A 12,402-nucleotide genomic window follows, 5' to 3' on the forward strand; every position below is an offset into this window, starting at 1 on the left:
CGGACCGGATCGCCGAATCTCCAGGGAAATCCCGACTCAGCAGCGGCAACGGCCCACCCGGTTGATTACTGGGTTGTCCTGGATGCTGCAAGAATAAGGCGCTCGGACGGCGGCAGGTCGAACCGCGGTTCGACGCCCAGAAGCGGGGCGATCCGCTCGATCACCTTGCCGCCGGTCGGCACCGCGTTCCAGCCCGAGGTGATGAAACCCTTTGTTTCGGGAATCGCCTGGGGCTCGTCCAGCATGATCAGGATCTGATATTTCGGATCGTCGCAGGGCATGATCGCGGTGAAGGAGTTGAGCACCCGCTTCTTGGCATAGCGGCCGTTGATGACCTTCTCGGACGTGCCGGTCTTGCCGCCGACGTAGTAACCCTTGACGTCAGCGGTCTTGGCGGTGCCGATTTCGGCATTGAGCCGCATCAGGAACCGCATCTTGTCGCTGGTCTCGGTCCTGATGACGCGCTTGGCCATCGCCGCCGCCTCGGACTCGCTGCGCTTCATGAAAGTCGGCGGAATCAGATAGCCGCCGTTCACCAGCGCGTTGATGCCCATCACCGCCTGCAGCGGCGCCACTGACATGCCCTGGCCGAAAGCGATGGTCACCGTGTTCAGCTCGCCCCAGCGGCGCGGTATCAGCGGAGCCGCACTCTCCGGCAGTTCGGTGCGCAGTCGCGTCAACTGGCCCATCTTGGCGAGGAATGCCTTGTGCGCCTCGACGCCCTGCCCGAGCGCGATCCGCGCGGCGCCGATATTGGACGAGAAAGTGAACACTTCCTTGGTGTTGATGAAACGTCCGAGCGGATGGCTGTCGTGAATGGTGAACTTGCCGTAGTGCAGGTTTCCGCGTGCATCCCACGATGTGTTCAAATTGATCTTGCCGGAATCGAGCGCCATCGCCAGCGTAAACGCCTTGAAGGTCGAGCCCATCTCGTAGACGCCGGTGGTCAGGCGATTGATGCGGTCGGGGTCGTGCGCTTCCTTCGGATTGTTCGGGTCGAAATCCGGAAGCGAGACCATCGCCACGATCTCGCCGGTCTTGACGTTGGAGACGATCCCGGAGGCGGCCTTGGTGTGATATTTCTCCTTGGCCTTCAGCAGCTCGTCACGCAGTGCGTGCTCGACGCGTAGATCGACCGAGAGCTCGATCGGCTTTTGCAGCCGGTCGGTGGCAAAGCCCGCGCGGTGGAGATCGGCCAGCCCTTGATTGTCGAGCCACTTCTCCATGCCGGCGATGCCCTGGTTGTCGATGTTGACGAGACCGATGAGGTGGGCGACCTCGTTGCCGGTCGGATAGACGCGCTTGTTCTCGCGCAGGAAGCCGATGCCGGGAATGCCTAGCTTGTGGATGTCCTGCTGCTGCTTCGCCGTAATCTCGCGCTTGAGCCAGACGAAGCCCTTGCGCGTCTTCAGGCGCTCGCGCACCTCAGCCTCGTCGAGGTCGGGCACGGTGGCGGTCAGAAGCTCGATCGCCTCATCCTTGTCGATGATGCGGCGCGGCTCGCCGAACAGACTCGACGCCTTGACGTCGGTCGCGAGGATCGCGCCGTTGCGATCGACGATGTCGGGTCGCGCGGTCGCGACCACCTCCTGCGAGGCGGCGCGGCGCGCGCCGTGGGCGTCGGCGCCGATCGCGAACATCACGAGCCGGCCGCCGATCAGAGCGTAGACCGCGCCGAAGGCGAGCATCGCCAGACCGACGCGCGCCCGCGCCTTGGCCGCGCGATCGACATTGCGCCCGTAAAGCAGGCTGCGGATCAGCCGCTGCCGCCAAGGCTCGGTCCGCTTTTCTGCAGGCTTGGCCGGGGTCACGGCACTCATGGCTTGTCCTCGGGCTGAGGCACGGAGCCCGTCACATTATCGGGATCGCTGGCGGCTTCGATGGTATTGAGCATGGCGCCGATCGGATCGGGCTCGCCCGGCCTGAACATCCGCGGCGGACGCTCGGGCAAATTCTTCAGTGAATCATACTGCGTGCCGTTGACCGGCTTGAGCTGCAGATGGCGGTCGGACAGGCCTTGCAAGCGCAGGGGCGCATCGAGCTTGGCCCATTCGGAGCGCAGCGCCGCGATCGCATCGCGCTGCTCGCGGATCTCCGCATGCAGCCGCAGCACCTTTTCGGTGCGCGCCGTGGAGTCCATCTTGATCCGGTAGACATGGGCCGCCGCGAAGATCAGCGCACCGATGACGAGGAGGTGGATGAAGCGCATGCGCTAGCCACCTCTCATGACGTCGGAGAGTTTTGGCCAGGACGATTGCTCGCGATCGTCATGCGCAGGCGCCGAGGTGCGCTCGGCGGCGCGGAGTTTTGCCGACCGCGCGCGCGGGTTATGCGCGACTTCGTCCTCGCCTGCGATCACCGGCCGCCGCGTCAGAAGCTGGAAGCTCGGCACCGCCTGCGACACTTCCGGCAAATGGCGTGAGCCGCCACCTGTCTTGGACCGATCGGCGAGGAAATTCTTGGCGATGCGGTCTTCCAGCGAATGGAATGAGACGACCACGAGGCGACCGCCGGGCTTGAGCACACGCTCGGCGGCGATGAGCGCACTCTGGAGCTCCTCGAGCTCTTCGTTGACGAAGATGCGCAGGGCCTGAAACGTCCGCGTCGCCGGGTGAATATCGCCAGGCTTGGAACGAACCACCCTGCCGACGAGATCGGCGAGCGCGCGCGTGGTGGTGAACGGCGTCTCCTGACGGTCTGCGACAATGGCGCGGGCGATCCGGCGCGACTGCCGCTCTTCGCCGAGGAGATAGATGATGTCGGCGAGATCGCCTTCTGACGCGCGCGCGACGATGTCGGCCGCAGTCGGGCCTGCCTGCCCCATCCGCATGTCGAGCGGACCATCGAGGCGGAACGAGAAGCCGCGGCCGGCCTGGTCGAGCTGCATCGAGGACACGCCGACGTCCATCACGACGCCGTCGACGCCATCGACGCCTTGAGCCGCGCAGATTTCGGCGAGGTTGGAGAAGCGATCTTCAACGAGCGTCAGCCGCCCCGCGGAGCGTTCGACCAGCTCTGCGCCGCCTGTGATCGCAGTACGGTCGCGGTCAACGGCAATCACCCGGGTTCCCGGCACGTCGAGAATCGCACGAGTGTAGCCGCCGGCACCAAAGGTCGCGTCGATATAAAGGCCGCCCTCGCGCGGGGCGAGGTGGTCGATGGCCTCACGGCCAAGAACGGGGATGTGCGCAGCCGAGCTCATGCGCCAGGCCTGCCAATCGCCCCGCCGGACTCCCAAGTGAGATCGGGGACGAACAAGCTCATAACGCCTCGAATGATTCCGCGTCGCGGCGGTTCCACGACCCAACCCCCGTCCAACATAGTTACCGAGCCCGGTCGTCCCGGGCCACCAACCCAGTATTCCCCTTGGAATTTGTCGGGCAGCCATGGGATTTCGAGCCAAAATACGCTTTGGCCGCCTCCGGACGCGGGTCGGCTCTTCATCTCTCAGTAACGGCCCTTAGCGTTAAGAAAGCGTTGATCGGCTCGCGACAAGTCGAAAGGCTGACGCGGCGGTGATGCTTCATCCACACACATGCGCCAAAATGCATCCGTTAACCCCGTCGCCGGATTGCGCGCGATCGAGGGTAAAGGAATAGTAAAGAGAAGGGCTTGGCCCACTCTCTGTCTGTCTCGAGCTGTTTATGTCGTCCGGTTCGTCCACGCCGTCTGGATCTGATTCGAAGCGTCAACGTGTTCTCCCGGTTCCCAAGGCCGCCGCGAACATGCGGACGTTCGAGCCGGATTCCTCGATCGTCTCCGACATCATCCCCTCACCGAACCATGGCGACCGCAACAAGGGCCGGCAGCCCGATATGATCGTGCTGCACTACACCGGCATGCCCGACGTCGAAGGAGCGCTCGCGCGGCTCTGCTCCGCGGGCACCGAGGTGTCGGCACATTATGTCGTGCTGGAAGACGGCCGCATCGTGCAATGCGTGCCGGAGGCCAGGCGTGCCTGGCATGCCGGCGTCTCGTCCTGGGCCGGCGAGGACGACATCAACTCCTGCTCGATCGGGATCGAGATCGTCAATCGCGGCCACGACTGGGGCTATCCGGAGTTTCCGCTGCGCCAGATCGCCGCCGTGATCGCGCTGTGCCGCGGCATCATGCTCCGCCGCAAGGTGCCCGCGCACCGGGTGCTCGGCCATTCCGACGTGGCGCCCGCACGCAAGAAAGATCCCGGCGAGAAATTTCCGTGGCATTCGCTGGCCAATTCCGGCGTCGGCCACTGGGTCACGCCCGCGCCGGTCGTGCGCGGCGAGAGCCTGATGCTCGGCACCATCAGCGACGAGGTGCTGAGCCTGCAGCAGGCGCTCGCCAGATACGGCTACGGCGTTCCCCTCACCGGCAAATACGACGCCGCGACCATGGAAGTCGTCACCGCGTTCCAGCGCCATTTCCGCCCGGCCCGACTGGATGGGGTCGCGGATCACTCGACGCTGTCGACCTTGCAGGCGCTGTTGGGGAGTCTCCCTCAGGAGACAACGACCATCGCGACGAAGTGACGGCGACAGCCACACCCCCTCATTGCTTCGTCGCAAGTGCTCCTCGCAATGACGAAGTGCGGGGCGACTACTCCATCTCCCTCATCCTTCGCGCGTACAGCCTTCGCAGCGGCTCCAACTGCGTCGCCTCCGTCGCCGCGCGATAGGCCTCGCGCGCCTCCTCACTCCGGCCGAGCCGCCGCAACAAATCCGCCCGCACTGCTGGCAACAGTTCGTAACCATGAAGCCCACCGCGTGCGGCGGTCGCATCCACGAGATCGAGCGCACGTGCGGGACCATCGACCATCGACACTGCCGCCGCGTGGTTGAGCTCAACCACTGGCGACGGGTTGATGCGCAATAGCACCTCGTAGAGACTGGCGATCTGCGGCCAGTCTGTCTGCTCATAGCTCGGCGCGCGCGCATGCAGCGCGGCGATCGCGGCTTGCACTGCATAAGGCTGCGGCCGACCGGGCACGCGCAGTGCGTCGTCCACGAGACGCAGCCCCTCCTCGATCTGTGTACGGTGCCACCGCGAACGATCCTGCTCTTCCAGCAGCACGATGTCGCCGGCGGCGGTCTGGCGCCCTGCGCGGCGCGCATCGTGCAGCAGCATCAGCGCCAGCAGGCCCTTGATCCCCGCGCGATCGGGTAGCAGCCGGTCGAGCAAACGGCCAAGCCGGATCGCCTCGGCCGCAAGATCGGGTCGCATCAAATCCGCACCGGACGTCGCCACATAGCCTTCGGTGAAGACGAGATAGATCACGGCAAGCACACCATCGAGCCGCGGCACCAGCGTGTCGCGCTCGGGGACCTCATAGGGAATGCCGGCGAGCCTTATCTTTTGCTTGGCGCGGACGAGACGCTGCCCCATCGCCTCTTCGCTGACCAGGAAGGCGCGCGCGACCTGCGCCGTGGAGAGCCCGCAGACGGTGCGCAGCGTCAGCGCGACCTGGACTTCGGGCGCAAATGCAGGATGGCAGCAGGTGAAGATCAGCCGCAGCATATCGTCGTCGAGCATTGCCGGCGGCTCGTTGGGCGCTTGCGCGTTCAGCTCGAGCTCGTGCACGAGCGCCTGCTCCTTGCCGCGGAAGACGGCCTGGCGCCTGATACGGTCGATGGCCTTGTGCTTGGCGACATTGACCAGCCACGCACGCGGATTGTCGGGGACCTCGCACACCGGCCAGCGCTCCAGTGCCACCGCAAAGGCGTCCTGAAGCGCGTCCTCGGCGAGATCGAAATCGCCGACGAGGCGGATCAGCGTGGCCAGCGCCCGCCCCGCCTCGTCGCGGAAGACCTTGTCGATCTCGGACAGCGTCATGCCCCGATGCGCGGCTGCGCCATCACTTGTCGTAGACCCAGATCGGCCGCACCTCGATCGAACCGATACGTGCCGACGGAATCCGCGCCGCGATCTCGATCGCAGCATCGAGATCCTTGGCCTCCACGAGGTAATAACCCCCGAGCTGCTCGCGCGTTTCGGCAAACGGGCCGTCGGTCGTCAGCGTCTTGCCGTCGCGCACGCGGACCGTCGTCGCGGTCGTGGTCGGCTGCAGCCGGTCGCCGGCCTTGAAATTGCCGCTCTGAATGATGCCTTGCGTGAAGGTCTGATATTCCGCCGTCATCTGCTGGCCGGCAGCCGGACGCATATTCGCGTACTCGGCTTCGTTCTGGTAGATCATCAGCAAATATTGCATCGCCTAACTCCTGTTGCACGGCTGGATCGCCGACATCCAGTCGAACGGGGCACGCGCCCAACGACATCTTCAGGATAAATTATTTCGGGCGAACCGTGCATGGCGATATCGGCTTGCGGAACCGACACAAATGCTTCATGCGTAAGCCGTCAGTCGGCCGGACGGCCGCTCCGGCAAGTGCCGAAAGGCCGCCGGGGAGGAAAGTCCGGGCTCCCTTGACATACGGTGCCGGATAACGTCCGGCGGGGGCGACCCCAGGGAAAGTGCCACAGAGAACGAACCGCCCTGCTTCGCCTTCGGGCTTCGCAGGGTAAGGGTGAAAAGGTGCGGTAAGAGCGCACCGCGGCTGCGGCAACGGAGCCGGCATGGTAAACTCCACCGGGAGCAAAACCGAATAGGGACGGCGTAGCGGGCTGTTCGCGAAAGCGATAACGCCGCGGGGCGATGTCAGGCCCGCCGTCCGGGTAGGTTGCTCGAGGCCATGTGCAAACATGGTCCCAGAGGAATGGCCGTCACGTATCGTTCGCGCAAGCGGACGGTGCCCTACAGAACCCGGCTTACAGGCCGGCTGATATCTTGCAACGAGGGGTTCGATGCTAACCGCATCGAGCCCCTCACCATTTGGCGCCGTCATTCCGGGGCGTGCGCAGCACGAGCCCGGAATCCATTGGGCCGCAGTATGGGTGATGAATGGATTCCGGGCTCTCGCTTCGCGAGCCCGGGAATGACAGTAGAGGATTAGCCGACGATCTCTTGCAACACGCCCATCAGCGCGTCCGGCGCTGTCACGTTCGGCGCGTGGCTGGCGTCGAGCTCGACATAACGCCAGCCATCCTCGCTCTTCGTGCGCTTCGCAAACTGCCCGAACACGTCGCCCGGCGGAATGCGCGTGCAATAGATGTAGCTGCGCGGCACTTTCGGCTCGCCATGTTCGAGCTTCAGCTTCGTCTCGAAACATTTGATCGGCATGTTGATCCGGCGCGCGTTGAGCCAGTCGAGATCGGCCTGCGGCGTGTCCGGCGGCGGCGGGTTCGGCGGGATGCGGTAGCCGTCGCCTGAGCTTGCTGCCTTGCGCATCGGCTCGCGCCCGCCCTCGTGGAGATCGAACAGCGATTGGCCGTCACGCGGCACGAAGGCGTCGAGATAGATCAATTGCGTCACCCGCTCGCGCGCGCGATCGGCGACGCCGGTGGCGACCATGCCGCCATAGCTGTGACCGAGCAGCACGATGTCCTCGAGGTCCTCGAACCTGATGACGTTGAGAATGTCCTGGATGTGCGTGTCGAGATCGATCGCGGGGCTGGCCAGATGGGCGCGCTCGCCGAGCCCGGTATAGGTCGGCGCAATGAAGCGATGGCCGGCCTGCGCCAGCAGCGGATGCATCTTCTTCCAGGCCCACCCGCCGGACCACGCACCGTGACAAAGCAGGAAGGTTTTTGAGCGTACGGCCATCAGCGTTTCCATCGTTCTTGTTTGTACGATGGAGTTTAGCGGCCGACCGCGCGATGTAAACGCTACGGCTCTTTAAGCCGCGCGCGTGTTCACCTTCACGAGGACGGGTGCACCCTGACCAGCTTCGCGCCGCAGCTTGCCCGCCTCAAAACCGTGCATGCCGATCTGCCATTGCAGCCCGACGATGGCACCCTTGGTCGGCTGCAGCAGCGCGAGCGAAGCGAACAAGGTCACGGGCAGCCACACCGCCAGTTGCAGCCAGACGGCCGGCGCATAGGCGGTTTCGACCGCGAGGATTGCAGGGACCACGAGATGGCCGACGACGACCATCACGAGATAGGCCGGAAAATCGTCGGCGCGCTGGTGAAACAGCTCCTCGCCGCAATGGTCGCAGGTATCAGCCACCTTCAGGAAACGGCCGAACGCATGCCCTTCGCCGCAGTTCGGGCATTTGCCCAAGAAACCGCGCCACATCGCCTTTGCCAGAGAGACTGAACCGGTCGCCATGACCCCACCTCTTCCTTTTCTGCGATCCATACAATAATATCTTGCATCCATACATTCAAAGGATATGGACGTTAATTGCATGGATTGGACCCCTACAATCTCGGAGCTGAGCGGGCCGCGCTATCAGCGCATCGTGGAGGCCATGGAGGCCGATATCGCCGCCGGCCGGCTGGTGCGCGGCCAGCAACTGCCGACGCAGCGGGCGCTGGCAAAGGCGCTCGGCATCGATCTCACCACGGTGACGCGCGCCTACACCGAAGCGCGGCGCCGCGGCATCATGGAGGCCCGGGTCGGCCAGGGCTCGTTCGTGTCGGAGACCAGCGCGCGCCGCGCGGTCGATCTGCCGCATCCCGTCGCGATCGATCTCTCGATGAACGTGCCGCCGCAGCCACTCGAAGCGCAGCTCGACGAGCGCATCATCGCCGGGATGGAAGCCATCCGCGCGCAATCGGGCCTGACGGCGCATCTCAACTATCAGCCGCCGGGCGGCAGCGCCCACGAGCGCGAGGTCGCGGCGCGCTGGATGCGCACACGTGTGCCACATGCGCACGCCGACAGGCTCGTGATCTTTCCCGGCACGCAGACGATCCTGTTCAATGTGCTCGCCCACCTCGCCCGGCCCGGCGACATCGTGCTGACGGAGGCCCTCACCTTTCCCGGCATCAGGGCCGCCGCCGCGCGGCTCGGCGTCAAGCTCGTCGGCGTCGCCATGGACGACGGCGGCATCCTGCCCGACGCGCTGGCAAAGGCTTGCCGCACGCACAAGCCGAAAGCGGTCTATCTCATTCCGACGCTGCACAATCCCACCACCGCGACGCTTCTGCCCGAGCGCCGCAGCGCCATCGCAAAAATCATCAACGATTCCGATACGGTTCTGATCGAGGACGACGCCTACGGGCTGCTCGATCGCTCGGCATCGCCGATCGCCAATCTCATTCCGGAACGGACATATCTCGCAACCACGCTGTCAAAATGCATCGCGCCCGCGCTACGGGTTGCCTATCTGGTGACGCCCGACAGCACCTCGCAGCGGGAGATGCGCAATTATTTGCAAGCGACGGTGCAGATGCCGGCGCCGCTGATGGTCGCGCTGGTGACGCATTGGATCGAGACCGGCATCGCCGACCGCATCATCACCGCCATCAGGAGCGAGGCGATCGGCCGCCAGCAGCTCGCGCAACGGGCACTCAAAGGCTTCGAGTTCCAGGCCAAGCCCGCCGCTCACCATCTGTGGCTACGGCTGCCGGAGGGCCGTCCCGACGTCGCGGCGCATCTGCTGCGGAATGGACTTGCAGTCGTCGCCGGCGAGGCCTTCACCGTCGACGGAACGCCGCCACACGCGGCACGCGTCTCGCTTGGCGCGGCGCGCAACAGGGCGGAATTGACGGAAGCGCTCCGCATCCTGGTCAACGCGCTGCACAGGCCCGCCGACACCAGACAGATCGTCTAGAGCATGATCCGGAAAAGTGTGCAGCGGTTTTCCGAAAAGATCATGCCCCAAAAAATGCCTATCGATGCTGACGGCGATGCCGCGAGCGCACGACTGGCGCAACAGCCGATGGATAAGCCTGCGATGCGTAGGCATCGCTCGGCTGGCCGAGAGCCCCGCGCGCGGCGGGCGTGAGCTGGCCGCCATTCAGAACGTCGCGGTCCGGATGGGCAGCCTGATAGGCCGCAGGCTCGGAAAACTGGGCCTCCGCCATTGTCGGCGTCAAGGCCGCCGCCGACACTAGCGCGGCCGCGACGGCAATCTTGCGAGTCATCGTCCTTCTCCATATGCTCATTCGGGAGACTGGCCGATCGAACCGCATGATGGCGTCGAGCGGGCCCCCAGTTTGAAGTACGAGCATCATGTAGGCCTGTCTTTCGCGAACGCCCGCCGCTGAGGATCACGCTTGCGTGCGGTTTTGAAATTGACCTGCACGGCCGCAGCTGTGCTATGCGAGCGATGGCGATCAACAGTTCGGGATCGTCCAGATAACAGGGACAATCTGTTGGAAATACTCACCTACGCGCTGCTGCTGCTCGGCGCACTCGCCGGGGGCTTCGTCTCGGGCCTTGCCGGATTCGGCACGGCGCTGATGGCACTCGGCATCTGGCTCTACGTGCTGCCGCCCTCGCTCGCGGTGCCCCTGGTGCTGATCTGCTCGGTGATCGCGCAGAGCTCGACGCTGCCGTCGATGTGGAAGAGTTTTGATCTCTCGCTGGTCTGGCCGTTCCTGATTGGAGGACTGATCGGCGTGCCCTTGGGCACCATGCTGGTCGCCTCTGCCGATCCAAAAGTGTTCAAGCTGAGCGTCGGCGTGCTGCTGCTGATCTTCTCGACCGCGCTGTACCTCAACAAGAAGCCGCTCGCCATCACGTTCGGCGGTCGCATCGCCGACGGCGCGATCGGCTTCGCTGGCGGCATTCTTGGCGGTCTCGCCGGATTGTCGGGGCCGCTTCCGATCCTGTGGGCGAACATTCGCGGCTGGAACAAGCACGAGCGGCGCGGCATCTTCCAGCTCTTCAATTTCACCGTGCTCGCCACCGCTTTGGTGTTGCAGACGGCCTCGGGCCTCGTCGCGTTCAAGGTGGTCTGGCTCGCGGTGGTTGCCTTTCCGGGCACCTTGATCGGCGCATGGGCCGGCGCGCGCGTCTATCACGCGCTGAGTGACAAGCATTTTGGCGATGTCGTGCTCGGTCTCTTATTCCTGTCGGGCCTCGGCCTGGTCTGGAACAGTTTGGGCACGCACTAGCTCCGTCTTTTCTTCGCGGCGAGCGCCGTGCCGCCGGCAACGCCGACGCCAAGCACGTAGACAAGCGCTTGCTACGCGGGCGCGCGTGCAGGAGACGCCACGGGCTCGGGCACGGCCGGCTCGGGGGAGTCCTCGTGCCGGAGCGCCACCAAGCGCTTGCTGAATTCACGCCGTAGCAGCCACACGCTCAAGGCGGCCTGCAGCGTGGTCGTCGCGATCGACAGGTACCAGACATGCTCCATCCGGAAGCCCGGCCACGTCGAGAGCCAGATGGACGGCAGGGAATAGGTGAGGACCCGCGTTGCCGAGGTCCACAACACCGGCTTGGTGTTGCCAAGCCCCTGAAACAGGCTTGAGCAGGTGAAGATCAGCCCCTGCGCCACCATGTTGAGCGAGACGATGCGCAGAAAGAGCGACGCAACCGCCATCGTCTCCTGATCCTTCGAGAAGCCGGTCAGCAACAGACCAGGCGCGAGTTGCGCCGGGATCAAGAAAACGATCATCACGGCGGTCGCGATGAGCGCCGCCTTGACAAAGGTCTCTCTCACGCGCGCTCCGTTGCCGGCGCCGAAGTTCTGGCCGGCGATCGGCCCTGCAGCAAGGGCGATGGCGAGCGCCGGCATCTGCATCAGGCCGAGCAGACGCGTCCCGATGCCAAATCCGGCCTGTGCCGCCGAGCCGAAAACGCTGAGCACGTAATAGCCCACGGCCATGATGATGAAGACCATCACGAACTCGCCGCCTGCGGGCAGGCCGACATTGAGGATCCTCTTCCACTGCCGAAGCTGCGGCCGCCATTGCGCGGGATCAAAGGCGACATAGCGTTCCAATTTCAGGAAATACACCAGCAGCATGAGCACACCGATGAAGACGGCAATCGAGCTTGCGAGGCCCGCTCCGGCAACACCGAGCGCGTGCCCGGTGCCCCAACCCGAGATCAGGACCGGCGCCAGCGCGATATTGATGGCCACTGCAAGCGCTTGAACCAGCATGCTTGGCCGCACGATGCCTGTCGCCCGCAACGCAGACGCCATGACCTGCGACGCAAACTGCAGCGCCAAAGCTGGCATGAACCAGAGCAGATAAATCGCGCCGGCTTCGACCGTGGCCTCATCGGCCGCGACCGCGCGCATATATGGACGCGACAATGCGAAGCCTGCGCCGAGGGTCAGGAGCCCGAACAGCACCGAGAGGACGACCGACTGGTTGAAGACGAGGTTGGCGTCGCCGCGATCCTTGCGCCCCACGGCGTGCGCCATCAGCGCCACCGTGCCGACGCCGAGCACCTGCATCAGCGCGTTGACGAGAAAGCCGGCATTGCCGGCCGCGGCGACGCCCGCGATTGCCGCATCGCCCAGTCCCGACACAAAATACAGGTCGACCAGCTGGCAGATCATGATCGTGATCATGCCGACCACGATCGGTGGCGCCATGCTCAGGATGTGGCTCACGATGGAGCCGCGTGTCAGGTCCTTCATGTCATCCATCCTCCGGCGGCGCGACGGCGGGACTTTCGTCCCG

The 12,402-nt window shown here is 64.8% G+C and carries 12 protein-coding genes and 1 other RNA gene; 4 read left to right on the top strand and 9 right to left on the bottom strand.

The genetic code is table 11. From position 1 onward, the window contains the following. Positions 1 to 65: 65 nt before the first annotated feature. The 3 genes from GWG67_RS33990 to rsmH are packed head-to-tail and all read right to left on the bottom strand — an operon-like array spanning position 66 to position 3,202. Entirely contained in the window at positions 66 to 1,820 is a 1,755-nt protein-coding gene (locus GWG67_RS33990) for a penicillin-binding protein 2 (protein ID WP_275173889.1), read from the bottom strand. Further along, positions 1,817 to 2,209 carry a hypothetical protein gene (locus GWG67_RS33995; protein WP_027570696.1) on the bottom strand — a complete coding sequence of 131 codons (393 nt, stop codon included), beginning with the start codon at positions 2,207 to 2,209 and terminating at the stop codon, positions 1,817 to 1,819. The genes GWG67_RS33990 and GWG67_RS33995 overlap by 4 nt, the downstream gene beginning before the upstream one ends. Positions 2,210 to 2,212: 3 nt before the next feature. Beyond that, on the bottom strand, positions 2,213 to 3,202 hold the full coding sequence (gene rsmH / locus GWG67_RS34000; RefSeq protein WP_275173890.1) for a 16S rRNA (cytosine(1402)-N(4))-methyltransferase RsmH: 990 nt from the start codon (positions 3,200 to 3,202) through the stop codon (positions 2,213 to 2,215). 523 nt (positions 3,203 to 3,725) lie between these two features. On the opposite strand from rsmH, the gene GWG67_RS34005 reads away from it, so the two are divergent. Then, positions 3,726 to 4,508, top strand: a complete 783-nt coding sequence (locus GWG67_RS34005; RefSeq protein WP_275173891.1) for an N-acetylmuramoyl-L-alanine amidase — start codon at positions 3,726 to 3,728, stop codon at positions 4,506 to 4,508. A gap of 67 nt (positions 4,509 to 4,575) precedes the next feature. Here the strand turns inward: GWG67_RS34005 and GWG67_RS34010 are convergent, their stop codons facing one another. Together GWG67_RS34010 and GWG67_RS34015 are read right to left on the bottom strand one after the other, a co-directional pair. Continuing rightward, positions 4,576 to 5,808 carry an RNA polymerase sigma factor gene (locus GWG67_RS34010; RefSeq protein WP_275173892.1) on the bottom strand — a complete coding sequence of 411 codons (1,233 nt, stop codon included), beginning with the start codon at positions 5,806 to 5,808 and terminating at the stop codon, positions 4,576 to 4,578. A gap of 22 nt (positions 5,809 to 5,830) precedes the next feature. After that, on the bottom strand, positions 5,831 to 6,184 hold the full coding sequence (locus GWG67_RS34015) for a YciI family protein (RefSeq protein WP_275173893.1): 354 nt from the start codon (positions 6,182 to 6,184) through the stop codon (positions 5,831 to 5,833). A 149-nt stretch (positions 6,185 to 6,333) separates the two neighbouring features. Between GWG67_RS34015 and rnpB the strand changes: the two genes are divergently transcribed. Then, an RNA gene (gene rnpB / locus GWG67_RS34020) (RNase P RNA component class A) lies at positions 6,334 to 6,760 on the top strand. Positions 6,761 to 6,922: 162 nt separating this feature from the next. Here rnpB and GWG67_RS34025 read toward each other — a convergent pair. After that, positions 6,923 to 7,636 (bottom strand): alpha/beta fold hydrolase, encoded by a 714-nt coding sequence (locus tag GWG67_RS34025; RefSeq protein WP_275173894.1) that lies wholly within the window; start codon positions 7,634 to 7,636, stop codon positions 6,923 to 6,925. Positions 7,637 to 7,708: 72 nt separating this feature from the next. After that, positions 7,709 to 8,143 carry a DUF983 domain-containing protein gene (locus tag GWG67_RS34030; protein ID WP_275173895.1) on the bottom strand — a complete coding sequence of 145 codons (435 nt, stop codon included), beginning with the start codon at positions 8,141 to 8,143 and terminating at the stop codon, positions 7,709 to 7,711. A gap of 79 nt (positions 8,144 to 8,222) precedes the next feature. On the opposite strand from GWG67_RS34030, the gene GWG67_RS34035 reads away from it, so the two are divergent. Further along, positions 8,223 to 9,593, top strand: coding sequence for a PLP-dependent aminotransferase family protein (locus tag GWG67_RS34035; protein ID WP_275173896.1), 1,371 nt, complete (start codon positions 8,223 to 8,225; stop codon positions 9,591 to 9,593). Between the two features lie 58 nt (positions 9,594 to 9,651). On the opposite strand, the gene GWG67_RS34040 is transcribed toward GWG67_RS34035, so the two are convergent. Beyond that, positions 9,652 to 9,906 (bottom strand): hypothetical protein, encoded by a 255-nt coding sequence (locus tag GWG67_RS34040; protein WP_275173898.1) that lies wholly within the window; start codon positions 9,904 to 9,906, stop codon positions 9,652 to 9,654. Between the two features lie 231 nt (positions 9,907 to 10,137). On the opposite strand from GWG67_RS34040, the gene GWG67_RS34045 reads away from it, so the two are divergent. Continuing rightward, positions 10,138 to 10,881 carry a sulfite exporter TauE/SafE family protein gene (locus GWG67_RS34045; protein ID WP_007600830.1) on the top strand — a complete coding sequence of 248 codons (744 nt, stop codon included), beginning with the start codon at positions 10,138 to 10,140 and terminating at the stop codon, positions 10,879 to 10,881. A gap of 71 nt (positions 10,882 to 10,952) precedes the next feature. On the opposite strand, the gene GWG67_RS34050 is transcribed toward GWG67_RS34045, so the two are convergent. Further along, the gene (locus GWG67_RS34050) at positions 10,953 to 12,359 is read right to left on the bottom strand and encodes an MATE family efflux transporter (RefSeq protein WP_275173900.1); all 1,407 of its coding nucleotides are present in this window, start codon (positions 12,357 to 12,359) and stop codon (positions 10,953 to 10,955) included. Positions 12,360 to 12,402 lie beyond the last annotated feature (43 nt).

Source organism: Bradyrhizobium sp. CSS354 (assembly GCF_029051725.1).
Taxonomy (GTDB): domain Bacteria; phylum Pseudomonadota; class Alphaproteobacteria; order Rhizobiales; family Xanthobacteraceae; genus Bradyrhizobium.